The following is a 25,729-nucleotide window of genomic DNA, read 5'->3' on the forward strand; positions in this document are numbered from 1 at the left end:
TGGATGCGCTCTCAAGCTGCTGCCGCCTGCTTCGCCAACGCCCGCAACACGTGCGCGGCCGCGGCAAACCCGAAGCTTGCCGTCACGCACACGCTCGAACCAAAACCCGCGCAGTTCAAACCGACCGGCCCGGTGTGCCCCGGCGAGGTCGTGACGTGCTCGGCTTCCTCGTCGATATCGCAGACGGCCGCTTCGGGATAGATCAGCGGCTCGTCGGAATACACCGCGCTCACCTTGAACTTCGCCTTCGGCCCGCGCGGAAAACCATGCTGTTTGCGTAACTGCCCACGTACTTTCGAGAGCAACGGGTCCTGGATCGTCAGCGCGAGATCGTCGATGCGAATGCGCGTGGGATCGAGCTGGCCGCCCGCGCCGCCCACCGTGATCAACGGCTGTTGCCTCTCGACGCACCATGCGATCAACGCGGTCTTGGTGCGCACGCTGTCGATCGCGTCGACCACATAATCGAAACCGCCGCCGAGCGTCGCCGCGAAGTTATCCGGCTCGACAAAATCCTCCACCAGCCGCACGTCGCAAAACGGATTGATCGCCGCGATGCGCTCGGCCATCGCCTCGACTTTCGGCTTACCGAAGTTGCCGTCGAGCGCGTGGATCTGCCGGTTGGTGTTGCTTTCGGCGACGTTGTCGAGATCGATCAGCGTGAGCGTGCCGACCGCGCTGCGCGCCAACGCCTCCGCCACCCACGAGCCCACTCCGCCGATGCCGATCACCGCGACATGCGCGCCTTCGAACGCGGCGAGCGCCGGCGCGCCATACAGGCGAGCGATGCCGCCGAAGCGCCGTGCGCGGTCGGCGGTTTCGCTCCCGTCGACGCTGGTAGTAAGATCGGATTGCGCGGTGGTGCTGGACATGGTGACAAGGCTCGTTGAAAAGAGGCAATACAGAACGGGGCGACGCCTGGGTACTCGCAGTCGGTATTTTGCCTGAACGCGTCGGTCGGGATGGCCGTGGGCGTCGCGGCGTCGCCAGCTAACCGAAGGCTTTACGAAAGGCGCGCAAGCGCGAGACGGCATGCCTCGGTGCAATGTCCGGTCCCTTGATCTGGCCGCGCGCAAAGATTTCGCTCCTTAGCTATACTGGCCGAACTGTAGCGTTCGCATAAGAACATGACCTCACTCGCCGAACTTCGAAAAAATTATTCGCTCGGTTCGCTGGACGTTGGCGATGTCGACCGCAACCCGTTCCGTCAATTCGAAACGTGGTTTCAACAAGCGGTGGACGCCAGGCTGCCGGAGCCGAACACGATGACTCTGGCCACGGTCGACTCGCGCGGCCGGCCTTCGGCGCGCATTGTGCTGATCAAAGGCGTGGACGAACGAGGCTTCGTGTTCTTCACCAACTACCAGAGCCGCAAGGGCCTGGAGCTGGCCGCCAACCCCTACGCCAGCCTCCTGTTCTATTGGATCGAACTCGAGCGCCAGGTGCGCGTCGAGGGCCGCGTCGTTAAAACCAGCGAGGAAGAAAGCGATGCGTACTTCGCGTCGCGCCCGCTCGGTTCACGCATCGGCGCGTGGGCGTCCAATCAAAGTCAGATAATTGAAAGCCGCTCGCAGCTTGAAACACGCGAGCGCGAAATCCGCCTGCAATACGGCGACCAGCCGCCGCGCCCGCCGCACTGGGGCGGCTATCGTCTGGTCCCCGAGGCCATCGAATTCTGGCAGGGCCGGCCGTCGCGTTTGCACGACCGGCTGCTCTACACACGTTCAAGCGAAAGCAGCGACTGGCTGATCTCCCGCCTCTCGCCTTGAACCCGGATACAACGCCGCCAGCGCGTTGCCAACGCAGCAGCGCGCGGCGGCAGGATCGTGCTCGCGGCATGGGAGTTGCGTCGCACTGAGTAACGATCCGCACGAGCTTTGCTTTAGTTCAACAGACACGGAGAAATCACATGTTCTGGGAGAAAAAGCTGGCGCAGTGGGTGGACGATGTAAAAACGAGGGCGAACTTGCCAGCGCGCCTTGTGCTGTGGGACGGCCAGCAACACGACTTCGGGCAGTTCGCCGCGCCTCAGGTCACGCTGCACGTCAAAAGCGCCACGGCGCTGCCCTATCTGCTCGAACCGAGCCTCGACAATCTCGGCGAGGCCTACGTCAAGGGCAAGATCGACATCGAAGGCAAGCTGTCGGACATCATCAATATCAGCTACCAGCTCGCGCGCAGCACCGTCACCAGTGCGAGCAAGCTGGCGCGCGTGCGGCGCTACTTCAATCATTCGAAAGCGTCGGACAAGAAGGCGATCCAGTATCACTACGACGTCTCGAACGAGTTCTACAAGCTGTGGCTCGACGAGAACATGGTGTACTCGTGTGCGTACTTCGAAAACGGCGACGAGGATCTCGCCACCGCGCAGATCAAGAAGATCGACCACATCCTCACCAAGATCCAGTTGCAGCCGGGGCAACGCCTGCTCGACATCGGCTGCGGCTGGGGCGCGCTCGTGTTGCGCGCGGCACGGAAATTCGGCGCGAAGTGCGTGGGCGTGACGCTCTCGCAGAATCAGTACGATCTCGCCACCGCTCGCGTGAAAGCCGCGGGCCTCGAAAGCCAGATCGAGATTCGTCTGCAGGATTACCGCGACGTCGTCGGGCAATTCGACCGCATCACCAGCGTCGGCATGTTCGAGCACGTCGGCCGCAAGAATCTGCCGGGCTACTTCGAGAAGATCCGCGACCTGCTGGTCGACGACGGCATCGCGATGAATCACGGCATCACGTCGAGCGATGCGGACAGCGGCGAAACCGCGCTCGGCGGCGGCGAATTCATCGACCGCTATGTGTTCCCGGACGGCGAACTGCCGCACATCAGCCTCGCGCTCGAATCGATGCAGCGCGGCGGGCTCGAAGCGGTTGACGTGGAAAGCCTGCGCCGTCACTATGCGCACACGCTGGAAATCTGGGCGGAGAACTTCGAGGCGCATGCGGAGGAAGCCCGCAGCCTGGTCGACGACGAAAAATTCCGCATCTGGCGCGTGTATCTGGCTGGCTGCGCGTATGCGTTCGAGAACGACGACGTGTCCATCTACCAGGTGGTGTGCCGCAAAGCCGGGCGCAGCGCGAAAACCTTGCCGTGGTCGCGCCGCTATATGTACGAGAAACCGCTGTGATACGGGTACGCCGCCACGAGTTGCCGTGGCGGCGTACCCAGGTTGCGTGACGGGGCGGCGTCCATTGGCGGCCCGACGTGGCGCAACCTTTGAACAGCAGGCCGAACATCGATGGACCAGAGCGGGACGAGTGAAGTGGGAGAGCCGGTGAACGGCGAGCATGACGCGGCAGCCGAGGCCGGGCAATTCGATCTGTTCGGCATGCCGGCGGAGCCCGCGCCATCGCCATCGAAAGCGGCTCAAATCGCACAAGCGGAGCGCCCGGCCGTTCCCGCCGACGCCCCCAAGAAACGCCGCGCCCGCGAGGTGCTGGCGGCCACGCCCTCGCCGGAACTCCTCGCGCTCGCCGCCGAACTGCCGCCGCAAGTCCACCTCGGCACGTCGACGTGGTCGTTTCCCGGTTGGAACGGCATCGTCTACGGCGACGAATACAGCAACAGCAAACTCTCGCGCGAAGGTCTCGCGGCCTACGGCGCGCATCCGCTGCTCAAGACGGTCAGCATCGACCGGTCGTTTTATCAGGCGCTCACCGTCACCGAGTATTTGCGCTACGCGCAGCAAGTGCCGGCGCATTTCCGCTTCATCGTGAAGGCGCCGATGACGATCACCGACGCCACCGTGCGCGCCGAACGCGGCGAGCCGGTCTCGCTGAACCCGTGTTTTCTGAATGCGCAAATGGCGATCGACGACTTCGTCACGCCATGTCTCGAAGGACTCGGCGCGAAAGCCGGCGCATTGGTGTTTCAGTTATCGCCGTTGCCCGATCAGATGCTGGCCGAGCCGGCGGCGTTCATCGAACGCCTCGCCGGATTCCTCGCGGCATTGCCGACGTTGCCCGAAGGCACCTGCTACGCAATCGAAATCCGCGACGCCAGTTTGCTGACGCCGCGCTTTATCCGCACGCTGAAGGCGGCGGGCGTGCGCTATTGCGTCGGCATTCACGCGCGCATGCCCGACCCGCTGCGCCAGGCCGCGGCGCTCGCGCTGCTGGACGGCGAGCCGGCCGGGCCGCTGATCGTGCGCTGGAGTCTGCACGGCGGCTTCAAATACGAACAGGCGAAGGCGAAGTACGAACCGTTCGATCGACTGGTGGACCAGGACCCGGCCACGCGCGCGTCGCTCGCCGAACTGGCCGCGCGCTACGCGCTGGCCGGCCAGCCGGTGGTGATCGCGGTCAACAATAAAGCGGAAGGGTCCGCGCCGCTCAGTTGCGTCGAACTGGCGCGGGCGATCGTCGAGGCGTATGCGCGGCTGGCTCACGAGCATGAGCATGGCCCAATGCAGCCGGCGCCCGGCGAACATGAACGAAACGAAAGCGGCGAACCAGGCTAGGCGAACCCTCGCTCAACGAGGGCTCGTTGGCTATCGCCCGGCTGAATCGAACCACCGCTCCGCTCAACTCGCCTTGACGCGATGCGCGAACTTCTGGCGAAACTTCGCGACTTTCGGCGCCACCACGAACGAGCAATATCCCTGATTCGGATGCTGCGCGAAATAGTTCTGATGATAGGCCTCGGCAGGCCAGTAGTTGCCGTCGAGCGGCAGCACTTGCGTGACGATCTGCCCGTCGTAAATGCCCTGTTCGCCGATCTCGCGAATCGCCTGTAGCGCCGTTTCGCGCTGCGCGTCCGAATGCGTGAAGATCACCGAGCGATATTGCGTGCCGACGTCGTTGCCTTGCCGGTTCAATTGCGTCGGATCGTGGATCGCAAAGAAGATATCCAGGATCTCGCGATAACCGATCTTCGCCGGATCGAAGTCGACCTTCACGACTTCCGCGTGGCCGGTGACGCCGTCGCATACCTGCTCGTAGGTCGGATGCTGCGTATGACCGCCCGCATAGCCCGACTCCACCGAGTTCACGCCATCGACGCCCAGATATACCGCTTCGAGGCACCAGAAACACCCGCCACCGAGGGTGGCGACTTCGCCTGTCTGACTCATGCTGCTCGCTCCTTGAGACTCATAGTCGGCCGATGCCGGTCCCCGCGTGGCCGCAACGCTCATGCCCATCGCGGCGTTCCAGCTTAGCGGGTTTTCCACATACCGGCAGGGGTCGCGGCCAATCCCGCCGCGATTGCAGTTAAAATTGGGACAAATCGACGATTTTCACTATGACTTTCGAATCATTTGTTTCCGGCCGCACGCGCGATGGGTTCAGCCTTGGATTCTCAAGGCTTGCGCCGAAGGCTTTCATCCGATGAAGCGCGCCAGCCCGCCCAACTTCGACCAGAACGCCTTCAAGCAGGCGCTCAGCCAATTCGCCACCGGCGTCACCGTCATTACAACGCGTGCGGAGTCCGGCCAATTGATCGGCATCACGGCCAGCTCGTTCAATTCGGTTTCGCTCAATCCGCCGCTGGTGCTATGGAGTCTCGCCACGCGCTCGGCGTCGATGCCGGTATTCCGCGCCAACAGCCACTATGTGGTCAACGTGCTGGCCGGCTCGCAACTCGATCTGTGCAAGCGCTTCGCCACCGTGAAGGGGGATCGCTTCGAAGGCGTGTCGCACGCGCAAGGCGATACCGGCATGCCGGTGCTCGACGGCGCGCTCGCCTGGTTCGAATGCCATAACCGCAGCCGCTACGAAGAAGGCGACCACGTGATTTTCGTCGGCGAAGTGGAGCGCTGCGGCGTGCATGAGCATGTCGCGGAGGTGTCGCCGCTGGTGTTCCAGAACGGCCAGTTCCACGGACTCAAACCACTCTGAAGGCGACGCCCTGTTTTACACGCGGTACAGGTAGGCCGCGCAGCATGAGCGGGCGATGTGTGAAACGTCCGATAAACGCATGGCACTTCGGGGCTTGCGCGATCGGCGGTGGATTCAACGATCGTTATGCGACGCGCCATGCCCACCGGTTTTCGTCACCAGCGACACCGGCACGCCCGAATCCTCCTTGAGCGTCTGCAGCACGATATTCGAGCGAATATCCATCACGCCCGGCGCTTTATAGAGGCGATGCAGCACGAAATCGGAATAGTGCTTGAGGTTGTGCGCGAGCACGCGCAGCAGATAATGCGTTTCGCCGGTCACGACGAATGCGCCGACCACTTCCGGCCAGTCTTGCAGCGCCTGTGCAAAACGCTCGTGCCAGTTCTCCTGGTCGTTGCGCATCGACACCTGCACGAACGCCTCCAGTTCAAAACCCAGCACTTCGCGATTCAGACACGCGCGGTAATGTTCGATGACGCCCTGCTCTTCCAGGAGGCGCAAGCGTCGCAGACACGCCGACGGCGAGAGCGAGATGCGCTCCGCGAGATCCAGATTGCTGATGCGCCCTTCCTGCTGAAGCACCGCCAGAATACGGCAATCGGTGGCGTCGAGCGAGATCGCGTTCATATTCGGTCTCCCTTTCCCATTTGACTCAAATTATGTTCCAAGACAACGCGTAGAAGGAGATTTTTTCGCAATCACATTTCGCGGCAAGCCACCTATCATTCCCGGATAGACAAAACACCGCAGATGGAGATATGGACACACTCTGGGACATCACCCCCGCCGTCGATACCGCGACGCCGGTCTGGCCGGGCGACACGCCGGTCGGCATAGAACGCGTGTGGCGCATGGAGGCGGGCTCGCCGGTCAACGTCGCGCGGCTGACCCTGTCGCCGCACACCGGCGCCCACACCGACGCCCCGCTGCACTATGACGCCGAGGGCGCCGCCATCGGCCACGTGCCCCTCGACGCCTACCTGGGCCGCTGCCGGGTGATTCATTGCATCGGCGCCTCGCCTGTTGTCACGCCACAACACCTGAACGGTTCGCTCGACGATCTGCCGCCGCGAGTCTTACTGCGCACTTACAGGAACGCGCCCACCGCGGCCTGGGACAGCGCGTTCTGCGCGGTCGCGCCGGAGACCATCGACCTGCTGGCCGCGAAGGGCGTGAAGCTGATCGGCATCGACACGCCGTCGCTCGATCCGCAGGAATCGAAAACGATGGACGCTCACCACCGCGTCCGCGCGCATCGCATGGCGATACTCGAAGGCATCGTGCTGGATGCCGTCGCGCCCGGCGACTATGAACTGATCGCGCTGCCGCTGAAGCTGACCACGCTCGACGCCAGCCCGGTGCGCGCGGTGTTGCGCGCGCTGACCAGCACCCACTGAACGCTTTTCCTGACCGACTGGACCACCATGAACCATCGTGACGAAGCACTGGCGCTCGACCGCGCCGACCCGCTCGCGGCCCTGCGCGACCAGTTCGCGCTGCCGCCGGCCACTATCTATCTGGACGGCAACTCGCTCGGCGTGGCGCCCGCCGCCGCCGCGCAGCGCGCGCAAACCGTGATCGGCGCCGAATGGGGCGAAGGCCTGATCCGCAGTTGGAACAGCGCCGGCTGGTTCGCGTTGCCGCGCCGGCTCGGCAACAAGCTCGCGCCGCTGATCGGCGCGGAGCAGGACGAAGTCGTCATTACCGATACGATTTCGATCAACCTCTTCAAGCTGCTGTCGGCCGCGTTGCGGCTGGCGAATGCGCGCGATCCGAAGCGGCGCGTGATCGTCTCCGAGCGCTCGAATTTCCCCACCGATCTGTACATCGCGCAAGGGCTGATCGAGCAGCTCGATCGCGGCTACGAACTGCGTCTCGTCGACGATCCGTCGGAACTACCGACCGCGATCGACAACGACACGGCCATCGCGATGATCACGCACGTGAACTACCGCACCGGCTATATGCACGACATGGCCGCCGTCACGAAGCTGATCCACGACCAGGGCGCGCTCGCGCTGTGGGACCTCGCGCATTCGGCGGGCGCGGTGCCGGTCGACCTGAACGGCGTCGGCGCCGATTACGCGGTCGGCTGCACGTATAAGTATCTGAACGGCGGACCGGGCTCGCCCGCGTTCGTATGGGTGCCGCAGCGTCACCAGAACGACTTCGCTCAACCGCTGTCCGGTTGGTGGGGTCATCGCGCGCCGTTCAAGATGGACCCGACCTATCAACCGGACGACGGCATCGGCCGCTTCCTGTGCGGCACGCAGCCGATGGTGTCGATGTCGCTGGTCGAATGCGGGCTCGACGTGTTCCTGCAGACCGACATGCAGGCGATCCGCAAGAAATCGCTGGCGCTGACCGATCTGTTCATCGAACTCGTTGAAACGCGCTGCGGCGAGTTTCCGCTGAAGCTCGTCACGCCGCGCGCGTATCGGCAGCGCGGCTCGCATGCGAGCTTCGAGCATCCGCACGGCTATGAGGTGATGCAGGCGTTGATCGCGCGCGGCGTGATCGGCGACTACCGCGAGCCGCACGTATTGCGCTTCGGCTTTACGCCGCTGTACACGCGCTTTGTCGACGTGTGGGATGCCGTGGAAACGCTGCGCGACGTGCTCGCGAACGAGACCTGGCGCGCGCCTGAATTCGCCGCACGCGGCGCTGTGACCTGAGGAGCATGCAATGACCGATCACATGCAAACGCCGGGTTTGCCGGAAGAAAAACCGGCGCAAGGATGTCCGTTTGGGCATGGGCAGACCGCGGCGCCTGGCGCACCCACGAAGTCCGCTTCTTCCGGCGAAGGCTGGCACGACGCGCAACTCGACTTCTCCGAATCGATGAGCTACGGCGACTATCTGTCGCTGGGAACGGTGCTGAATGCGCAGCATCCGCTGTCGCCGGATCACAACGAGATGCTGTTCATCATCCAGCATCAAACCAGCGAGTTGTGGATGAAGCTCGCACTGTATGAATTGCGCGCGGCGTTGAAGGCGGTGCATCGCGACGAGTTGCCGCCGGCGTTCAAGATGCTCGCGCGCGTCTCGCGGATCATGGAACAACTCGTACAGGCATGGAGCGTTCTCGCGACGATGACGCCGTCCGAGTACACCGCCATGCGACCATACCTGGGGAGTTCTTCCGGGTTTCAGTCGTATCAGTACCGGCAGATCGAGTTCCTGCTCGGCAACAAGAACGAGCAGATGCTAAAGCCGCACGCGCATCGCGCTGACGGGCTTGCCGAGGTGAAGGCTTCGCTGGAAGCGCCTTCTTTCTACGACGAGGTGGTGAGGCTGCTTGCACGTCGCGGGTTTGCGATTTCACCTTCCAGACTGGAGCGCGACTGGACGCAGCCCACCACGCACGATGCTTCCGTCGAGGCGGCCTGGCTCGAGGTCTATCGCAACCCGTCGCAGCATTGGGAGTTGTATGAGATGGCCGAGGAACTGGTCGATCTCGAAGACGCGTTTCGCCAGTGGCGGTTCCGGCATGTGACCACGGTGGAACGGATCATCGGCTTCAAGCAAGGCACGGGCGGCACGAGCGGCGCGCCGTACCTGCGAAAGATGCTGGACGTGGTGCTGTTTCCCGAGCTTTGGCATGTGAGGACGATGCTGTAGTCACCTCGCGGTATAGCCCCCATCGATCGGCAAACACACACCGCTGATCATCGACGCCGCGTCGCTCAACAAAAACATGATCGGCGCGGCGACCTCGGCGGACTCCGCAAACCGCTGCAAGGGAATCGCCCGCAACGCGGGCTCGCGCTTCGCGGGATCGCTCCATGCCTGCACCGCCATCGGCGTCAACGTGACGGTCGGATTGACGCTGTTCACGCGAATGCCGAACGGCCCGAGTTCGATGCACAACGCGCGCGTCACCGCATCCATCGCCGCCTTGGAAGCCGAATAGCTCAGATGATCGTCCAGCGCGACGAGCGCGGCCTGACTCGACACGTTCACGATACTGCCTGCGCGCCTGGCGTCGATCATCCCGCGCGCCACGTGCTTCGCCACCAGCACGGCGCCACGCGTATTCACCGCCATCACGCGATCGAAACTGGCGGCCGTCGTATCCACCGCGCGTTCGAGCAACGCAATCCCCGCGCAATTCACGAGGCCGTCGAATGGATCGAGCGGGCCCAATGCATCGTCGATCGCGGCTTCGTCGCTGACGTCGAGCGTCAGCGGCTCGCAGCCGGTCTCTTCAGCGAGGCGCGCGAGTTCATTGACGTTGCGCGCCGCGGCGACCACGTTCGCGCCGGATGCGCACAACGCCTCGACCGTGGCGCGCCCGATTCCGCTCGACGCGCCCGTGACCAGAATCGACTTGCCGGAAAAATCGAAAGTAGCATTCATGATGATTGCAACCGATGCATGACCGGCTTCAGCGCCGGATAAAGGTCCGTATAAACGCCGAAGCGCTTTTCGTACAGCGCGAGGCGCGCGGCGTCGGGCTGCGCGCGCTCGATCAGCGTCACCCAGCCGCCCTGCGCTGCCTCGGGCGACACCAAACCGGCGCCCACCCCGGCCAGCAGCGCCGCGCCCATTGCCGCTTCCACTTCCTGCTCGATCGTGTAGACCGGATAGCCGGTGACGTCCGCGATGATCTGCATCCACAGATCCGAATGCGCGGCGCCGCCCACGACGATCAATTTGTCGTCCAGCGACTGCGCGCCTTTGCGTCCCGCCTCGATGTTGTGCTTGAGCGCGAACGACACGCCTTCCAACACCGCGCGGTACAGATGCGCGCGCGTATGGAACAAACTCAGGCCGACAAAAGCGCCGCTCGCCTTCGCGTCCCACACCGGGCTGCGCTCGCCCATCAGATACGGCAGGAACATCACGCCATCCGAACCGGCGGCCACCTTCGCGGCGGACTCTTCGAGCAGGCGATGCGGGTCGCCATGCGGCGTCGCCCGCGCGGCCTCGATCTCCGCATGACAGAACTGCTCGCGATACCACGTCACCGACGCGCCCGCCGTGATCGCACCGCCGAACACGTAGATGTCGCGCTGACCGTTGAAGACGTGCGGCATGCTGATCAAGCCGTGCCGCGCATCGACGGTCTGGTTGATATAGCCCCAGCACATGCTGGTGCCGATCATCGCGACATGCTGGCCGGCACGCGTGACGCCCGCGGCGAACGTCGCCACCGCCGCGTCCACGCCGCCCGCGACGATCGCCGTGCCCGCTTCGAGTCCGAGTTGTTCGGTCCATTGCGATAGCAGGCCGCCCACCACTTCGGACGATTCCACCAGCCGCTCCGGCATCATGGTCGCCGGAATGCCGAGCATGTCGAGCGCTTCGTCGGACCAGTCGCGCCTGGCGATGTCGTAGATGCCGCCGATATTGCCCGCCGAACTGTGATCGACCGCGACCTCGCCGGTCAGCATATAAATGATGTACGCGTTCGGCGGCAGGAAATAGCGCGTGTGCGACCAGACGTCCGGCTCGTGATCGCGCAGCCACAGCATCTTCGTGTAGCCGTAATAGCTGTCCACGCCGTTGCCGGTGATCGCGTACAGGCGTTCGAGATCGACGTTGCCGCGCACCCACTCGACCTGATCGGTCGCGCGCCGGTCCATCCAGATCAGGCACGGATAGAGCGGCCGCATATCGCTATCGACGGCGATGCCCGAGCCGCCATACAGGCTGCTCACGCACACCGCCTTGATCGACGCCGCCGCGACGCCCGTCTCTTTCGCCTTCGTCACGCAAGCGGCGACGCATTCCACCACCGCCTTGAACCACACCGCGGGCCATTGCTCGGCCCACAGCGGCTTGGGCGTATCCGGCTGATAGCTCGACGCATGCTGCGCGACGATCGCGCCGTGCTGATCGACGAGCAGCGCCTTGGTGCTCTGCGTGCCGATATCGACGCCGATGACGTAGTTCATACTGTCTCCGTTTATATGCCGCTCGCGTTCGCTCGATGCTGTGAACGTTCAGGCGCGCGGCTTCATCAATACCTTGATCGAATCGAGCGAGTCGGCGACCTTGATCGCCTCCTCCCATTCCTCCAACGAAAAGCCGTGCGTGACGATGCCCTTCGAGGTGACGAGTCCGCGCGCCAGCAGATCGATTGCGATCGGATAACAGTAGGGTCCCAGATGCGCGCCGCGCACGTCCAGTTCCTTGCGATCGCCGATCACCGACCAGTCTAGCGTGGTATCCGCGCCGAACACCGAAAACTCGACGAAGCGCCCGAGCTTGCGAATCAGGTCCATGCCCTGGTTCACGCCGACCGGCGCGCCGGTGGTCTCGATGTACACATCGCAACCATAGCCGTCAGTGAGCGAATGGATGATCGCGAGCGCGTCGTCCTGCTTCGGATTGATCGTCACGTCGGCGCCGTACTCGCGCGCGAGCGCGAGGCGCTCTTCCACCAGATCGATCACGACGAGCTTCTTCGGCGTTTTCAGATGCGCGACTTGCGTCATCATCAGGCCGAGCGGTCCGGCGCCCGCGATCACCACCACGTCGTCGAGTTGCACATCGCCGCGATTGACCGTGTGAATCGCGCAGGCGAGCGGTTCGATGATCGCCGCGTCTTCGAGCGAGATGCCGTCGGGAATCTTGTGGACGATCGCGGTCGGCGGAATGCGCATGTATTCGGCCATGCCGCCGTCCGCGACTTCGCGCTGAAAGCCGAAGATGTTGTGCACCTCGCACATCCAGTATTGGCCGGATTTGCAGTAACGGCACTTGCCGCAGGGCACGATCTGCTCGGCGATCACGCGGTCGCCGGGCTTCACGCCGAAGTGCGCGGCCGCGCCTTCGCCGATCTCCTCGACGAAGCCGAAGAATTCGTGCCCAGGAATCACCGGCGCTTTCACCCACGGGCTCGGGCCGCCCCAGAACATCTTCGCGCCCGAATGGCATTTGCAGTCGCTCGCGCAGATGCCGCACGCGGCGATGCGGATCACCAGTTCATGCGCGCGCGCCCTGGGCTTCGCCACCTGTTCGACCCGATAGTCTTTCGGCGCATGACAGACGATGGCCGTCATGCTCTGCTTGTCAGCTTGAGTGGATTGAGTCATTGCGTGGTCCTGCTTGAAAGAGAAAGTCAGTGGAGAGTTATTTTCTGCGGTCGCGGCTGATGTAGATCGCGAGCAGAATGATTCCGCCCTTGATCACGTTCTGCACGTACGGATTCACGCCGACCATGTTCAGGCCGTTGTTCAATACGCCGAGCAGCAGCGCGCCGATCAACGTGCCGATGATCGAGCCGCGTCCGCCGGAAATCGAGGTGCCGCCCATCACCACCGCCGCGATGGCGTCGAGCTCGAAGCCCACGCCCGCGTTCGGCTGGCCGCTCATCAAACGCGCGGTCAGCACGATCGCGGCGAACGCCGAGGTCAAGCCGGCGATCGTGTAGACGATCAGCTTCACGCGCGCCACGCGCACGCCGGACAGACGCGTCGCCTGTTCGTTGCCGCCGATCGCATACACGTAGCGGCCGAACGGCATGCGTTCGAGCAGCACCCAGGCGATCGCGTAGATCACCGCCATGATCACGACCGGCGCCTGAATGCCGACAATCTTGCCGCTGCCGAAGAAGCTGACCCAGTCGGGCAAGCCGTCGATCGGATAGCCGCCCGTGTAGATCAGCGCGAGGCCGCGGGCGATGCCCATCGTCGCCAGCGTGACGATGATGGGCGGCATGCCCGCGAACGCGACGAAGAAACCGTTGGCCGCGCCAAAGCCGAGACCGACCGCGACGCCGATCGCAAGCGCGGCCACCGCATTCATGCCGGCCACCATCAGGCCGGCGGCGAGCGTGCCCGATAAAGCCATCACCGAACCCACGGAAAGGTCGATGCCGCCGGTCAGAATCACGCAGGTCATGCCCACGGCGATGATCGCGTTGATCGACACCTGGCGCAGCACGTTCTCCAGATTCGCGCCGGAGAGGAAACTGTCGCTCGCGAACACCATCACGATGCACACCGCCACCAGACCGACGAACGGATAGAACAGCGTCGAGCGCTTCAACGCGGCCCAACTGAAACGCAGCGGCGCACCGGGGACGCCCCCGCTGACGGTGGACGTTTTCGGCGAGGAAGAAGGATTAGGCGAGTTCATGGCTTGCTCCACGGGTGCCGACTGTTGCATAGGTCATCACGGCGTTCGAGTCGATCTGGTCGCCTTCGAGCATGGCTTCGATGCGGCCCTGGCGGAACACGGCGACGCGGTCGCACATGCCGACGATCTCCGGCAATTCGGACGAGATCATGATGATCGAGTAGCCGCGCGCGGTGAGTTCGCGCATCAGCAGGTAGATTTCGGCTTTCGCGCCGACGTCGATGCCGCGCGTCGGTTCGTCGAAGATCAGGATGTTGGTGTGGTGGTTCAGCCAGCGCGCGATCACCACCTTCTGCTGATTGCCGCCCGAGAGCGTCGCGACTTCGGTGTGCATGGTCGGCGCCTTGACGCCCACGCGTTTCATGATGTCGGCGGTCGCGCGCGCTTCGCTGCGCTGGTCGATGAAAAAACGCAGCGAGCGATACTTGCCGAGGTTGTTGATCGAGATGTTCTGCTTGATCGAGAAATCGGTGATCAGCCCTTCGGTCTTGCGGCTCTCCGGCAGAATGCCGACGCCGGCGCGCAATGCGTCGGCCGGATCGGACAGCTTCGCGGCCGTGCCGTTGATGCGAATCTCCTTCACGTAGGCCGCGTCCGCGCCGATCACGGCGAGCGCGGTTTCGGTGCGCCCCGAGCCGACCAGTCCCGCGAAGCCAAGAATCTCGCCTTCACGCAAATCGAAACTCAGCACCGGACTGTCTTTGTGCAGTTGCAGCTTGTCGACCTGGAGCACGGTTTTCGCATCGGCGGCGAGCGGCGGCTTCGGCGGAAAGCTGTTTTCGATGCGGCGGCCCACCATCATCTCGACGAGCCGGCTCACATCGGATTGCGCGACCTCGGTCATGCCGACGTACTGGCCGTCGCGCAGCACGGTAATGCGGTCGCACACTTCAAAGATCTCTTCCAGATGATGCGAGATGAAGATCATCGCCACGCCCTGCTTCTTCAGGTCGCGCATGATCGCGAACAGATGCTCGGCTTCCGCGGGCGTGAGCGTCGCGGTGGGTTCGTCGAGAATCAGAATGCGCGCTTCCAGCGACAACGCCTTGCCGATTTCGACGAACTGCTGCTGCGCCACCGACAGCTCGCGAATCGGCACCGACAGATCGATCGCCACGCCGAGCCGCTGAAAAATCGCCGCCGCCGCGCGCCGCATCTTGCCGCGCTCCAGCAGGCCCAGGCCGTTTCTCAACTCGCGGCCGAGAAACATGTTCTCCACCGCGTTCAGATACGGGATCAGGCTGAACTCCTGAAACACGATGCCGACGCCCGCGGCCACCGCGTCGTGATAATTCGCGAAGTGGCGCGCGGCGCCGTCGATCGTGATCGTGCCTTCGTCCGGCTGATAGATGCCGCACAGGATTTTCATCAACGTCGACTTGCCCGCGCCGTTCTCGCCGAGCAACGCGTGAATCTCGCCGCGCGCGATCTCCAGATGAATGTCTTGCAGCGCCTTCACGCCGGGAAAACTTTTGCTGATGTGTTCGAGCTTGAGTATCGTGTCCATCGGGTCCTCCTTCACGGCTCGCCGCCGCGCCCATTCGAACGCGGCACGGCGGCGAGCCTTCGCCTTACCAGCTAAAACCCTTGGCGTTGCTCTTGTCGACCATCTTCACGTCGACCGGAATCGCTTTCGGCACATTGGCGCCCCACTTCTTCGCGAGCGCGACGCCGAGCGCGATGCGCACCTGGTCGGCGGGGAATTGCGCGGACGTTTCGACGAACTTCGAATTCGGCTTCTGGATCGCGGCAATCGCTTCGGGCGCACCGTCGACGCTCGTCAGCTTGATGTCCTTACCCGATGCTTCGATCGCCGAGAGCGCGCCCATCGAGCCGCCGTCGTTCACGCTGAACACGCCCTTCAGGTTCGGATGCGCCTGAATCATGTTCTCGGTGACGGACAAGGCCGTCGCGCGTTCCTGCTTGCCGTTCTGCGTATCCACGAGCTTGACGCCGGGACTCCTGGCGAGCGCCGCCTTGCAGCCGCGCACCCGTTCGAGAATCGGCACCACCGGAATGCCGTCGAGAATCGCCACTTCGCCGCTGCCGCCGATCGACTTCGCCAGATACTCGCAAGCCATCACCCCGGCGTCGAAGTTCTTCGAACCGACGAACGAATCGACCGGACCGTTCGCGTTCGCATCCACGGCGACCACCACCACGCCCGCCTTTTTCGCCGACGTCACCGCCGATTGAATGCCGGTCGAATCGGTCGGATTCACGAGCAGGATGTCGATCTTCTTTTGCAGCATGTCCTCCACGTCACTGACCTGCTTGCTGACGTCGTGATGCGCGTCGGTGACGACCACCGTCGCGCCCATCGACGCGGCCGCGTCGTTCAGCGCTTTTTGCATCGTTACGAAGTACGGGTTGTTCATCTCCTGGAACGTCATGCCGATTTTCAGCGGCGCGGCCTGCGCCGCCGGCGCGGCGATGAACGACAGACCGACCGCAAGCGCCGTCACCGCGGCCGTGCGGCGCGCGAGGGTCTTCAACGATGCCTGCTTCGAATTGGATTGCGTCATGGTTGTCTCCGTTTTTAAAAATGAGCACGTCCCTCACGCTGTCGAAAGACAGCGCGATACATGTTTGCAACGCGGGTCGGTGAAACGCTTCGGCTCGAGGCCGGGAATGCTACGTGGGTGCCAGGTTGGGGGGATAAGCGGCGGCGGCGCCGCGCGGCAAACCCGGCGCGAGCACGATCGCGGGCACGGCGTCGTCGATGCCCACGCCGCGCGCGGCGGCTTCCTCGGAAGCGTCGCGGCTCGCGCCGTTCAGTTGCTGATAGCGGCGAAACTTCGAGGGCGCCATGCCCTTCACGGCAAGGAACTGCCGGTTGAAATTCGACAGGTTGTTGAAGCCCGCCTTGAAGCAGATCTCGGTGACGCTCAGGTCTTCGTCCGTCAGCAGTTGGCATGCGAGGTTGATGCGCATGCGATTCACGTACTGCACGAAAGGCAAGCCCGTATGACGGCGGAAGTAACGCGAGAATGCGCTCACGCTCTGCCCCGCCAGTTGCGCGAGGTCGGATTCGCGCAATTCGCCTGCGAGGTTCTTGCCGATATAAGAGAGCACGTGATTGATGCGGGTCGATGCGAAACCCGTGGGGTCCGCCTGATACGCGGGGCTGGCGAGCGTCTCGCGATCCTCGGCGCTCACAAGGATCTCGAGCATCGACATGAACAGCACCAGACGGCGCAGCCCGCGCGCCGCCAGCAATTCCAGAAAGAGCGGCTGGATCACCGCGCTCGTCGTCGCGCCGAACGACACGCCGCGGCGCGAGTCGGCCAGCAGCGCTTCGACCTGACGCCACTCCGGAAAACTGCCGACGCAGCTCGACACGAACTCCTGCCCGAATTGCACGACCAGATTGCGTTGCGCGATCGTCTCGCCTTGCGGCACGTCGCTCACCCAGTTGTGCGGCAGATTCGGCCCCATCAACACCAAGTTGCCGGGCGCGAAGCTGCTGATATGGTCGCCGACGAACATCTTGCCGGTGGTCGCGACGATCAGATGAATCTCGTACTCCGGGTGAAAGTGCCAGCGCACCGTGCGATACGGATAGCCATGCGACCACACCTTGAAGGATTCGTCGCGGCGTACGGCCACGATCTCGAGATCGGGTTGCACTGTCTGCCTCCATGAAGCGGCTTGTGATCGCGCCGCGGGTCTTCGTGTTGTATAGCGAAAAGTAGCCTTCAATGGCGTTATCCACCACTAAAAATGAAACCGCGGACCGATACTTTTTTGCATTCGGGTTAGTCCCGACCCGGTTCGCGTCAAATTTGATGCAACGCAATACACGGGGCAACGCGTCCCCATCATGCGACGACGCATCGTCACGCATGCCGGAATGCACTGCCGCGCCGCGCTGCGCCACGAAAACCCTGCGAGCTCGCCTTGACTTTCGTTTCGGCGGATACGATCATTCGTTCACAGTAAGAGCAAATGCTCCATCCAGAGAAAAAACGCACGCGCAAGCCGTGCGAGTCAAGGCATTCAGGAGACGCACATGAACAGCGGGCAAGGCGGCGCGGCCGCACACGTGATCCTCCACATCGGCGCGGGATCGTTTCATCGCGCGCACCAGGCGTGGTATCTGCATCGTTTGAATGAAGCGAACGTGGCGGGCGAGCCGCACTGGTCGCTGGCGGTGGGCAATATTCGCGGCGACATGAATGCGGTGCTCGAAGCGCTCGCGGCGCAAGACGGCGTCTACACGCTCGAAACCGTCACGCCGCAGGGCGAGCGCGCGTATGAAACGATTCGTTCGATCGAGCGTGTGGTGCCGTGGACCGAAAGCCTCGACGCGCTGATCGAAGCGGGCGCCGACCCGGCCTGCAAGATCATTTCGTTCACGGTCACCGAGGGCGGCTATTACCTCGACGAGCACCACAAGCTCGATACCGCCAATCCCGATCTCGCCACCGATCTCAAGGGCGGCCACACCACCATCTACGGCGCGCTCGCGGCGATTCTCGACGCGCGCATGAAGCGCGGCGCCGGTCCCGTCACATTGCAGACTTGCGACAACCTGCGCAGCAACGGCGAGCGCTTTCACGCCGGCATGAGCGAGTTTCTCGAACGGCGCGGCGCGAACGAACTGGCGCGATGGTTCGACGACAACACCGCCTCGCCGAGTTCGATGGTCGATCGCATCACGCCGCGTCCCACGCCGGACGTGCGCGAACGCGTCAAGGCCGCGACCGGCGTCGACGACGCCTGCCCGGTGATGGGCGAAGCGTTCATTCAGTGGGTGATCGAAGACCGCTTCATCGCGGGACGGCCGGCCTGGGAAAAGGTCGGCGCGGAACTCGTGGACTCGGTACTGCCCTACGAGGAAGCGAAGATCCGCATTCTCAACGCGACGCATAGCTGCATTGCGTGGGCGGGCACGCTGGTCGGACTGAACTACATTCACGAAGGCACGCTCGACGCGGACATCCAGAAGTTCGCGTTCGATTACGTCACCGAAGACGTGATTCCGTGTCTCACGCCGAGTCCGCTCGATCTCGAACGTTATCGCGACGTGGTGCTCGAGCGCTTCGGCAATCCGTATATCCAGGACACCAATCAGCGTGTCGCGGCCGACGGCTTTTCGAAGCTGCCCGGCTTTATCGCGCCGACGCTGGCCGAATGCTTCGAGCGCGGCGTCACGCCCGCGGCAACGGCAATGCTGCCGGCGCTGTTCTTCCGCTTTCTCGATCGCTGGCAAGCCGGCAAGCTGCCCTACGCGTATCAGGACGGCGTGATGGACGAGCGCGTCGCGCGCGGCTTCTTCGCGGCGCCCGATCCGTTGCAGACGTTCGCCGCCGACCGGCTGCTGTGGGGCAGCATGGCGCAGACGCCCGAACTGGAATCGGCGCTGGCGGGCGCGCTCGCGCGCGTCGACGTGTGGCTGGCCAAACGCGGCGCGGCCTGAACATCGCGCTCGAACAATCCGCTTGAATATCCCGCACTCAGGCATAACGCGCATGGCACCGTGCGCGATGTGCGGCTAAAGTAGCGCATCCCTAACGACGAAGGTTCCGCGCCCATGTATCTCGGCATCGACCTCGGCACGTCCGAAGTGAAAGTCCTGCTGCTCGCCTCCAATGGACGCGTGATCGGCACGGCAGGCTCCCCGTTTACCGTTTCGCGCCCGCATCAGCGCTGGTCCGAGCAGAATCCCGAGGACTGGTGGGCCGGCACGCGCACCGCGCTCGCCGCGTTGCGCGCCAAACATCCCGACGAGTTCGCGGCGATTCGCGGCATCGGCCTGTCGGGCCAGATGCACGGCGCGGTGCTGCTGGATGCGCAAGACCGCGTGCTGCGTCCCGCGATCTTGTGGAACGACATGCGCAGCGACAAGGAATGCGCGGAACTGACCGGGCGCGCGCCGGAACTGCACAGCGTGGCGGGCAATCTCGCGATGCCGGGCTTCACCGCGCCGAAGCTGCTGTGGGTCGCGCGCCACGAGCCCGAGATCTTCGCGCAAACCGCCTGCGTGCTGCTGCCGAAAGATTATCTGCGTCTGCAACTGACCGGCGGCAAGGTATCCGATCCATCGGATGCGGCCGGCACCCTGTGGCTCGACGTCGCCAAACGCGACTGGTCCGACTCGCTGCTCGCCGCCTGCGACATGACGCGCGCACAGATGCCGAAGCTCGCCGAAGGCAGCGAGCCGTCCGGCACGCTGCTGCCCGAGGTGGCGCGCGAGTTCGGCTTGAGCGACGGCGTGGTCGTCGCGGCGGGCGGCGGCGACAACGCCACGAGCGCGATCGGCATCGGCGCGACGCAACCGGGCGACGGCTTCGTGTCGCTCGGCACGTCAGGCGTGCTATGCGTGGTCGGCGACAGCTTCAGGCCGAATCCGTCCTCGGCGGTGCATGCGTTCTGTCACGCGATTCCCGATCGCTGGCATCAGATGAGCGTGGTGCTGTCGGCGGCGAGTTGCCTGCGCTGGGTTTGCAAGCTCACTTCCACCGACGAACCCACCCTGCTCGCCGAAATCGAGGCGCTGCCCGCCGACGCGTTGAACACCGCGCCGCTCTTTCTGCCCTACCTCTCCGGTGAACGCACGCCGCACAACGACCCGTACGCGCAAGGCGTGTTCTTCGGCATGACCCACGCGACCGACCGCGCCTTGCTCGGCTACGCGGTGCTCGAAGGCGTGACCCTCGCGCTCACCGACGGCCTCGACGCGCTGCGCGCGGCCGGCACCGAAGCGAAGGCGCTCTCGCTGCTCGGCGGCGGCGCGCGCAGCGATTACTGGGCGCAACTGCTCGCCGATGCGCTCGACACCGCTACCCGCAAGCACGGCGGCGGCGAAACCGGCGCGGCGCTCGGCGCGGCACGCCTGGGCTGGCTGGCCGCGGGCGGCGACCCGGACAAGGTGCTCGCCAAACCGCCGATCGAAAAGGAGTTCACGCCGAACCCGCGCCGTCACGCGGAACTGCGCGCACGGCTCGACGCGTATCGCGCGCTGTACCGCCACGTGCGGCCGCTGTTCGACCCCGCGCGTCAGCGGCTCGCGTAAGCGACGCCGGCGCAGCCGGTTCTCCGCCTGTTCCCGTTAACACGCGAGGACCGGCTGCTATCATCGGCGCACTTCAAGCAGAACGTCACCGTGCCCAAGTCCACAGAAAAATTAGATCTTGCTACCCGCGCCGCGTGGCTCTACTACGTCGCCGGCAATACCCAGAACGAGATCGCCGAAAAGTTGCAGGTATCGCGCCCGGTCGCGCAACGGCTGGTCGCCTTCGCGGTGGAAAAGAATCTGATTCGCGTGCGCGTCGATCACCAACTGGCCGATTGCCTCGCGCTCGCCGATCAACTGTCGAAACGTTACGGCCTCTCCATGTGCGAAGTGGTGCCGGTCGACAGCGATACGTCCGAGGAAGTGGACCGCAAGCTCGCGGTGGCCGGCGCGCAGGTCATGGAGCGCTATCTCAGCGCGGAAAAACCGATGGTGGTCGCGGTGAGCAGCGGCCGGACGCTGAAGGCCGCGGTCGATCAGATCGCGCAGCTCGACCGTCCGCAGCACAGGCTGGTGTCGATGGTCGGGGCGATCGCTTCGGACGGCTCCTCGAACCGCTATGACGTCGCGCTGCACATTTCGGAGAAGACCGGCGGCAAGCACTTTCTGCTGCCCGCGCCGTTGCTCGCCGATAGCGAGGCCGAGCGCGCGCAATGGTGCAATCACCGGCTTTATCGCATCGTCGAATCGCTGTCGGCCAAAGCGGATGTCGCGTTCGTCGGCATCGGCGATATCGGGCCGAAATGTCCGCTGCACGTGGACGGCTTCATCACGTCGGCGGAAGTGAAGGAGTTGATGCGCAACGGCGCGGTGGCCGAAATGCTCGGCCTCACGATCGACGCGAGCGGCGCGCATGTCGAATCGCCGACCGGCCGGCGCGTGACGAGCATCCCGCTCGACTCGCCGCCGCGCCGTCCGACCATCGGCTTTGCCGGCGGCGCGCGCAAGCGCGAAGCGGTGATCGCGGTGCTCAAGGGCGGCTGGCTCTCGGGACTCGTCACCGACGAGTTGTGCGCGCGGGCGGCGCTCGAAGCCTGAGCGCCGTTGTCGGCCAAACGTGGCCAAGGCAGCGGCGCGAACGCCGCCGTCCCCGTCGTCACGCGGCCAGCACTTCCACGATCTTGCGCTGGAACGCCTTGCCTTCGCTGTCGAACAGATGACAGTGTTCCGGCGTCGCGCCGAGTTTCTGCACCGCGCCTTTCGACTGCCGTTCGAGCGGCGGAATCCGCGCGATCAGGCCGTCCGGCGCGACGCTCGACTCCGCGTACAGATAGGCCGCGTCGCCGAGCGATTCGACCGCCATCGTGCGCGCCGACACGCCGTCTTCGGTCGTGCCGACATGCAGATGCTCGGGGCGAATGCCGACCGTCACCTTGTCGCCCTGCTTGACCGACGCCGGTTCCACCGCGACGCGCTGCGTCTCGCCGGTTTCGTACAGCACCGTCACGCCGTCATGCGCGACCGACTGCACGATGCCTTCCATGAAATTCATCTTCGGCGAGCCGATGAAACCCGCGACGAAGCGATTAGCGGGCGCGTGATACAGCATCGTCGGGCTGCCGACCTGTTCCAGATTGCCCGCCGACAGCACGACGATCTTGTCGGCCAGCGTCATCGCTTCGACCTGATCGTGCGTCACGTAAATCATCGTGGTCTTGAGTTCGTCGTGCAGGCGCGCGAATTCGAGGCGCATCTTCACGCGCAATGCGGCGTCGAGGTTCGACAGCGGTTCGTCGAACAGGAACACTTTCGGCTTGCGCGTGATCGCGCGGCCGATCGCCACGCGCTGGCGTTGGCCGCCGGAAAGCTGCTTGGGCTTGCGATCGAGCAGATGGTCGATGTGCAGGATCTTCGCCGCGTTGCGCACGGCCGCGTCGATTTCCGGCTTTTTGGTGCCGGCGAGCTTCAGGCCGAACGCCATGTTGTCGTACAGCGTCATGTGCGGATACAGCGCGTACGACTGGAACACCATCGCGATGCCGCGCTTGGCGGGCGGCACGTCGTTCATGCGCGTGCCGTCGATGGTGAGATCGCCGCCGCTGATGTCCTCGAGGCCGGCGATCATTCGCATCAGCGTCGATTTACCGCAACCGCTCGGGCCCACGAACACGACGAACTCGCCGTCCGCGATGTCGAGGTTGATGTCGCGCATCACCTCGTTGTCGTCGTAAGCCTTTCTGATGTTGCGCAGAGTTACGCTTGCCATGATGTGTCTCCGTGTCATGCTGTGTGTTGCTTATGCGTTGATGAAGCGCGCTTACGGCGCCGCCGCCGTCGCGCTCAGCGTCCATTGCGCGACCAGTTCGGGCAACTGCCGCATGTCGTCGAATACCTGACGCGCGCCCGCTGCGTGCAGCTTGCCGATCTGCGCCTCGCTCGCATGGCCGCCGCCGATGAAACCGAGCACCGTCATGCCCGCCGCGCTCGCCGCCGTCACGCCGGTGACGCTGTCCTCCACCACGAGGCACGCGGATGGCGCGAGGCCCAGGCCTTGCGCCGCCGCGAGATAGACATCGGGCGCGGGCTTCGGATTGGGCACGGCATCGGCGCAAAAAAGACGGTCGCCGAAAAACGTCACGAGGCCGGTGCGCGCCAGCACGGCTTCCACGTAGGGGCGGTAACTATTGCTCGCGCACCCCTTGATGAGCGGCACCTGGCCGAGCGCGGCCACGATGCCTTCGACCGCGCTCGCCTGCATCGCCGCCGCTTCCACCGCGCGGCGAATCGCGTCGATGTCCTCGACGGTGAGACTCTTACCGAGCTGCGTCGCCGTGCCTTGCAACACTCTCTCGATGCGCAAGCCGAGCAGCGGCAGCACGACCGGCTCGACGTCGCTGCCCGGCCAGCGGGCTTCGAGTTCGTGCACCAGCATGCGCGCCGCCACGGCTTCGCTGTCGATCAACACGCCGTCGCAATCGCAGATCAGGGCGAGATTGCCTGCCGTCATTTGACCGCCCCGAAGGTGAGACCGCGCACCAGTTGCTTTTGCGACAACCAGCCGACGATCAGGATCGGCGCGACCGCGAGCAGCGAGGCGGCGGACAGCTTGGCCCAGAACAGGCCTTCAGGACTCGAGTACGAGGCGATGAACACGGTCAGCGGCGCCGCGCTCGAACTCGATAGATTGATGCTCCAGAACGCTTCGTTCCACGACAGGATCACGAGCAGCAGCGCGGTGGAGGCGAGTCCGGGCAACGCCATCGGCATCAGCAGATAGACGATCTCCTGCCACGTCGCGGCGCCGTCGATGCGTCCGGCTTCGAGAATGTCGCGCGGAATCTCGGCGAAGTACGTGAACGACATCCACACCGCGATCGGCAGATTGATCAGCGTGTAGACGATCACGAGACCCGACACCGTATCGAGCAAGCCGCTGTTCTTCCACAGCAGATAGATAGGCACGAGTACGCCGACCGACGGCATCATCTTGGTCGACAGCATCCACAGCAGCACTTTCTGCGTGCGGCGCGTCGGAAAGAAGGCCATCGCATAGGCGGCCGGCACGGCGAGAATCAGGCACAGCACCGTGACGCCCGCCGAGATCAGGATCGAATTCCACGCGAACGAAAAGTAATTGCTGCGCGCGAACACCTCGCGGAAGCTGTCGAGCGTCGGGATGAAGAATAGCGACGACGAATACGCCTGCTGTTCGGTCTTGAATGCGGTGATCGTCATCCAGAAGATCGGAAAGAACAGCAGCAGCGCGACCAGCCAGGCGATCACGCCGGGAATGCCGCGGCGAATCGCGGCGAACGGCGACCTGGCCGGCACGGTCATGGGCGCCGCGCTCGACGCCGGAGTGGAGGCAACTTGACTCATTTTTCGTACTCCCCTTTCAGGTTCTTCGCGAGCATCCGCACGAGGAAGAACGACACGATGTTGGCCAGCACGACGGCGAGAATGCCGCCCGCCGAGGCGAGACCGACGTCGAACTGTTGCAGGCCGAGCGAATAGATCAGGTACGACAGATTGGTGGTCGCGGTGCCCGGACCGCCGCCCGTGGTCGTATAGATTTCAGCGAAGATCGACAGCAGGAAAATCGTCTCCATCATCACCACCACCGCTATCGCCCGTTTCAGGTGGGGCAGCGTGATGTAGAAGAACATCGAGAACGGACCCGCGCCGTCGATGCGCGCCGCTTCCTTCTGCTCCTGATCGAGCGACTGGATCGCGGTGAACAGAATCAGGAACGCGAACGGCAGCCACTGCCACGCGACGATCATGATCACGGCCGTCAACGGATACTCGGCGAACCAGTCGATCGGCTGCATGCCGAGTGCGCGCATGCCGTCCGCGATCAGACCGTACACCGGATGCAGGATCATGTTCTTCCAGATCAGCGCGCTGACCGTCGGCATCACGAAGAACGGCGCGATCGCGAGCAGCCGCGCCACGCCCTGGCCGTAGAACTTGCGGTCGAACAGGATCGCCATCAGCACCCCGCCGACCACCGTGATCACCAGCACCGCGACGATCAACTCGAGCGTGTGTCCGATCGAGGGGCCGAACGACGGATCGCTGGCCAGATATTTGTAGTTGTCGAAACCGGCAAAACCCTTCAGGTCCGGGTTCAGCAGGTTGTAGCGCGAGAACGAAAACCAGATCGTCATCGCGAGCGGAATCGCCATCCACAACACCAGCACCGCGACCGAGGGCGAAACCAGCCAGCGGGCGGAATTGGCTTTGCGGACTTCGCGTTCTTTTTCCGTCTGGGGATGCGCGGACATGAGAGGCAGGCGCAGAGGACGCATGATTGACCACCTGTTCGGTAATGCGCGGGACGTCG

General features: G+C 64.0%; 24 protein-coding genes. 10 read left to right on the top strand and 14 right to left on the bottom strand.

Annotated features, from left to right (window positions below; genetic code table 11):
* Positions 1–11: 11 nt before the first annotated feature.
* On the bottom strand, positions 12–872 hold the full coding sequence (gene tcdA, locus ACTJLC_RS02720) for a tRNA cyclic N6-threonylcarbamoyladenosine(37) synthase TcdA (protein ID WP_310129977.1): 861 nt from the start codon (positions 870–872) through the stop codon (positions 12–14).
* A 255-nt stretch (positions 873–1,127) separates the two neighbouring features.
* Between tcdA and pdxH the strand changes: the two genes are divergently transcribed.
* The 3 genes from pdxH (at position 1,128) to ACTJLC_RS02735 (ending at position 4,456) form a co-directional block, all read left to right on the top strand.
* Entirely contained in the window at positions 1,128–1,769 is a 642-nt protein-coding gene (gene pdxH / locus ACTJLC_RS02725) for a pyridoxamine 5'-phosphate oxidase (protein WP_073426981.1), read from the top strand.
* Between the two features lie 140 nt (positions 1,770–1,909).
* Entirely contained in the window at positions 1,910–3,124 is a 1,215-nt protein-coding gene (locus tag ACTJLC_RS02730) for an SAM-dependent methyltransferase (protein ID WP_073426980.1), read from the top strand.
* A 111-nt stretch (positions 3,125–3,235) separates the two neighbouring features.
* Complete coding sequence (locus tag ACTJLC_RS02735; RefSeq protein WP_310129975.1) at positions 3,236–4,456, top strand: DUF72 domain-containing protein; 1,221 nt, start codon at positions 3,236–3,238, stop codon at positions 4,454–4,456.
* A 63-nt stretch (positions 4,457–4,519) separates the two neighbouring features.
* On the opposite strand, the gene msrA is transcribed toward ACTJLC_RS02735, so the two are convergent.
* Positions 4,520–5,068 (bottom strand): peptide-methionine (S)-S-oxide reductase MsrA, encoded by a 549-nt coding sequence (gene msrA, locus ACTJLC_RS02740; RefSeq protein ID WP_310129973.1) that lies wholly within the window; start codon positions 5,066–5,068, stop codon positions 4,520–4,522.
* Positions 5,069–5,324: 256 nt separating this feature from the next.
* Here msrA and ACTJLC_RS02745 point away from each other — a divergent pair, with 256 nt between their 5' ends.
* On the top strand, positions 5,325–5,834 hold the full coding sequence (locus ACTJLC_RS02745; RefSeq protein WP_073427221.1) for a flavin reductase family protein: 510 nt from the start codon (positions 5,325–5,327) through the stop codon (positions 5,832–5,834).
* 114 nt (positions 5,835–5,948) lie between these two features.
* Here the strand turns inward: ACTJLC_RS02745 and ACTJLC_RS02750 are convergent, their stop codons facing one another.
* On the bottom strand, positions 5,949–6,464 hold the full coding sequence (locus ACTJLC_RS02750; protein WP_073426977.1) for an Lrp/AsnC family transcriptional regulator: 516 nt from the start codon (positions 6,462–6,464) through the stop codon (positions 5,949–5,951).
* Between the two features lie 131 nt (positions 6,465–6,595).
* On the opposite strand from ACTJLC_RS02750, the gene kynB reads away from it, so the two are divergent.
* From kynB to kynA, 3 genes are read left to right on the top strand one after another with little or no spacing between them, the layout of a single operon-like run.
* Positions 6,596–7,234 (top strand): arylformamidase, encoded by a 639-nt coding sequence (gene kynB, locus ACTJLC_RS02755; RefSeq protein WP_310121194.1) that lies wholly within the window; start codon positions 6,596–6,598, stop codon positions 7,232–7,234.
* Positions 7,235–7,261: 27 nt separating this feature from the next.
* Positions 7,262–8,512, top strand: a complete 1,251-nt coding sequence (gene kynU, locus ACTJLC_RS02760; protein WP_310129970.1) for a kynureninase — start codon at positions 7,262–7,264, stop codon at positions 8,510–8,512.
* 10 nt (positions 8,513–8,522) lie between these two features.
* Positions 8,523–9,458, top strand: coding sequence for a tryptophan 2,3-dioxygenase (gene kynA, locus ACTJLC_RS02765; RefSeq protein ID WP_310129968.1), 936 nt, complete (start codon positions 8,523–8,525; stop codon positions 9,456–9,458).
* On the opposite strand, the gene ACTJLC_RS02770 is transcribed toward kynA, so the two are convergent.
* The 7 genes from ACTJLC_RS02770 to ACTJLC_RS02800 form a co-directional block, all read right to left on the bottom strand.
* Positions 9,459–10,196 carry an SDR family oxidoreductase gene (locus tag ACTJLC_RS02770; RefSeq protein WP_440843234.1) on the bottom strand — a complete coding sequence of 246 codons (738 nt, stop codon included), beginning with the start codon at positions 10,194–10,196 and terminating at the stop codon, positions 9,459–9,461.
* Positions 10,193–11,737 carry an FGGY-family carbohydrate kinase gene (locus ACTJLC_RS02775; RefSeq protein WP_310129966.1) on the bottom strand — a complete coding sequence of 515 codons (1,545 nt, stop codon included), beginning with the start codon at positions 11,735–11,737 and terminating at the stop codon, positions 10,193–10,195. The genes ACTJLC_RS02770 and ACTJLC_RS02775 overlap by 4 nt, the downstream gene beginning before the upstream one ends.
* 48 nt (positions 11,738–11,785) lie before the next feature.
* Positions 11,786–12,880, bottom strand: a complete 1,095-nt coding sequence (locus ACTJLC_RS02780; protein WP_310129964.1) for an alcohol dehydrogenase catalytic domain-containing protein — start codon at positions 12,878–12,880, stop codon at positions 11,786–11,788.
* Positions 12,881–12,917: 37 nt separating this feature from the next.
* On the bottom strand, positions 12,918–13,925 hold the full coding sequence (locus ACTJLC_RS02785) for an ABC transporter permease (protein ID WP_073426970.1): 1,008 nt from the start codon (positions 13,923–13,925) through the stop codon (positions 12,918–12,920).
* On the bottom strand, positions 13,912–15,432 hold the full coding sequence (locus tag ACTJLC_RS02790) for a sugar ABC transporter ATP-binding protein (protein ID WP_310129962.1): 1,521 nt from the start codon (positions 15,430–15,432) through the stop codon (positions 13,912–13,914). The genes ACTJLC_RS02785 and ACTJLC_RS02790 overlap by 14 nt, the downstream gene beginning before the upstream one ends.
* A gap of 64 nt (positions 15,433–15,496) precedes the next feature.
* Positions 15,497–16,450, bottom strand: a complete 954-nt coding sequence (locus tag ACTJLC_RS02795; protein WP_073426968.1) for a substrate-binding domain-containing protein — start codon at positions 16,448–16,450, stop codon at positions 15,497–15,499.
* A gap of 109 nt (positions 16,451–16,559) precedes the next feature.
* Positions 16,560–17,555, bottom strand: a complete 996-nt coding sequence (locus ACTJLC_RS02800) for an AraC family transcriptional regulator (protein WP_310129960.1) — start codon at positions 17,553–17,555, stop codon at positions 16,560–16,562.
* A 382-nt stretch (positions 17,556–17,937) separates the two neighbouring features.
* On the opposite strand from ACTJLC_RS02800, the gene dalD reads away from it, so the two are divergent.
* From dalD to ACTJLC_RS02815, 3 genes are all read left to right on the top strand, one after another.
* Entirely contained in the window at positions 17,938–19,347 is a 1,410-nt protein-coding gene (gene dalD / locus ACTJLC_RS02805) for a D-arabinitol 4-dehydrogenase (protein ID WP_310129958.1), read from the top strand.
* 114 nt (positions 19,348–19,461) lie between these two features.
* A complete protein-coding gene (gene xylB / locus ACTJLC_RS02810; RefSeq protein WP_310129956.1) occupies positions 19,462–20,943 on the top strand; it encodes a xylulokinase in 1,482 nt (493 codons plus the stop codon).
* 90 nt (positions 20,944–21,033) lie between these two features.
* Positions 21,034–21,981 carry a sugar-binding transcriptional regulator gene (locus ACTJLC_RS02815; protein ID WP_073426964.1) on the top strand — a complete coding sequence of 316 codons (948 nt, stop codon included), beginning with the start codon at positions 21,034–21,036 and terminating at the stop codon, positions 21,979–21,981.
* Between the two features lie 58 nt (positions 21,982–22,039).
* On the opposite strand, the gene ACTJLC_RS02820 is transcribed toward ACTJLC_RS02815, so the two are convergent.
* Genes ACTJLC_RS02820 through ACTJLC_RS02835 form a run of 4 tightly spaced genes read right to left on the bottom strand, consistent with a single transcriptional unit; the run spans position 22,040 to position 25,694 of the window.
* Positions 22,040–23,149, bottom strand: coding sequence for an ABC transporter ATP-binding protein (locus tag ACTJLC_RS02820; protein ID WP_073426963.1), 1,110 nt, complete (start codon positions 23,147–23,149; stop codon positions 22,040–22,042).
* A gap of 51 nt (positions 23,150–23,200) precedes the next feature.
* Positions 23,201–23,890: an HAD family hydrolase gene (locus ACTJLC_RS02825; RefSeq protein WP_310129954.1), complete on the bottom strand. Its 690-nt coding sequence runs from the start codon at positions 23,888–23,890 to the stop codon at positions 23,201–23,203.
* Positions 23,887–24,720: a carbohydrate ABC transporter permease gene (locus tag ACTJLC_RS02830; protein WP_227470792.1), complete on the bottom strand. Its 834-nt coding sequence runs from the start codon at positions 24,718–24,720 to the stop codon at positions 23,887–23,889. The genes ACTJLC_RS02825 and ACTJLC_RS02830 overlap by 4 nt, the downstream gene beginning before the upstream one ends.
* A gap of 38 nt (positions 24,721–24,758) precedes the next feature.
* The gene (locus ACTJLC_RS02835; protein ID WP_073426960.1) at positions 24,759–25,694 is read right to left on the bottom strand and encodes a carbohydrate ABC transporter permease; all 936 of its coding nucleotides are present in this window, start codon (positions 25,692–25,694) and stop codon (positions 24,759–24,761) included.
* Positions 25,695–25,729: the final 35 nt, after the last annotated feature.

Origin of the sequence: Paraburkholderia sp. 22099 (assembly GCF_052045835.1) — a bacterium.
Lineage (GTDB): Bacteria > Pseudomonadota > Gammaproteobacteria > Burkholderiales > Burkholderiaceae > Paraburkholderia > Paraburkholderia terricola.

What these genes read in the sequence shown, in the direction of transcription:
- ACTJLC_RS02780 (WP_310129964.1), bottom strand. Translation starts at nt 12,880, where the DNA reads ATGACTCAATCCACTCAAGCTGACAAGCAGAGCATGACGGCCATCGTC.
- ACTJLC_RS02775 (WP_310129966.1), bottom strand. Translation starts at nt 11,737, where the DNA reads ATGAACTACGTCATCGGCGTCGATATCGGCACGCAGAGCACCAAGGCG.
- ACTJLC_RS02825 (WP_310129954.1), bottom strand. Translation starts at nt 23,890, where the DNA reads ATGACGGCAGGCAATCTCGCCCTGATCTGCGATTGCGACGGCGTGTTG.
- ACTJLC_RS02730 (WP_073426980.1), top strand. Translation starts at nt 1,910, where the DNA reads ATGTTCTGGGAGAAAAAGCTGGCGCAGTGGGTGGACGATGTAAAAACG.
- ACTJLC_RS02735 (WP_310129975.1), top strand. Translation starts at nt 3,236, where the DNA reads ATGGACCAGAGCGGGACGAGTGAAGTGGGAGAGCCGGTGAACGGCGAG.
- ACTJLC_RS02770 (WP_440843234.1), bottom strand. Translation starts at nt 10,196, where the DNA reads ATGAATGCTACTTTCGATTTTTCCGGCAAGTCGATTCTGGTCACGGGC.
- dalD (WP_310129958.1), top strand. Translation starts at nt 17,938, where the DNA reads ATGAACAGCGGGCAAGGCGGCGCGGCCGCACACGTGATCCTCCACATC.
- kynA (WP_310129968.1), top strand. Translation starts at nt 8,523, where the DNA reads ATGACCGATCACATGCAAACGCCGGGTTTGCCGGAAGAAAAACCGGCG.
- kynB (WP_310121194.1), top strand. Translation starts at nt 6,596, where the DNA reads ATGGACACACTCTGGGACATCACCCCCGCCGTCGATACCGCGACGCCG.
- ACTJLC_RS02790 (WP_310129962.1), bottom strand. Translation starts at nt 15,432, where the DNA reads ATGGACACGATACTCAAGCTCGAACACATCAGCAAAAGTTTTCCCGGC.
- tcdA (WP_310129977.1), bottom strand. Translation starts at nt 872, where the DNA reads ATGTCCAGCACCACCGCGCAATCCGATCTTACTACCAGCGTCGACGGG.
- ACTJLC_RS02795 (WP_073426968.1), bottom strand. Translation starts at nt 16,450, where the DNA reads ATGACGCAATCCAATTCGAAGCAGGCATCGTTGAAGACCCTCGCGCGC.
- ACTJLC_RS02820 (WP_073426963.1), bottom strand. Translation starts at nt 23,149, where the DNA reads ATGGCAAGCGTAACTCTGCGCAACATCAGAAAGGCTTACGACGACAAC.
- ACTJLC_RS02835 (WP_073426960.1), bottom strand. Translation starts at nt 25,694, where the DNA reads ATGCGTCCTCTGCGCCTGCCTCTCATGTCCGCGCATCCCCAGACGGAA.
- ACTJLC_RS02745 (WP_073427221.1), top strand. Translation starts at nt 5,325, where the DNA reads ATGAAGCGCGCCAGCCCGCCCAACTTCGACCAGAACGCCTTCAAGCAG.
- ACTJLC_RS02785 (WP_073426970.1), bottom strand. Translation starts at nt 13,925, where the DNA reads ATGAACTCGCCTAATCCTTCTTCCTCGCCGAAAACGTCCACCGTCAGC.
- ACTJLC_RS02750 (WP_073426977.1), bottom strand. Translation starts at nt 6,464, where the DNA reads ATGAACGCGATCTCGCTCGACGCCACCGATTGCCGTATTCTGGCGGTG.
- kynU (WP_310129970.1), top strand. Translation starts at nt 7,262, where the DNA reads ATGAACCATCGTGACGAAGCACTGGCGCTCGACCGCGCCGACCCGCTC.
- ACTJLC_RS02830 (WP_227470792.1), bottom strand. Translation starts at nt 24,720, where the DNA reads ATGACCGTGCCGGCCAGGTCGCCGTTCGCCGCGATTCGCCGCGGCATT.
- pdxH (WP_073426981.1), top strand. Translation starts at nt 1,128, where the DNA reads ATGACCTCACTCGCCGAACTTCGAAAAAATTATTCGCTCGGTTCGCTG.
- xylB (WP_310129956.1), top strand. Translation starts at nt 19,462, where the DNA reads ATGTATCTCGGCATCGACCTCGGCACGTCCGAAGTGAAAGTCCTGCTG.
- msrA (WP_310129973.1), bottom strand. Translation starts at nt 5,068, where the DNA reads ATGAGTCAGACAGGCGAAGTCGCCACCCTCGGTGGCGGGTGTTTCTGG.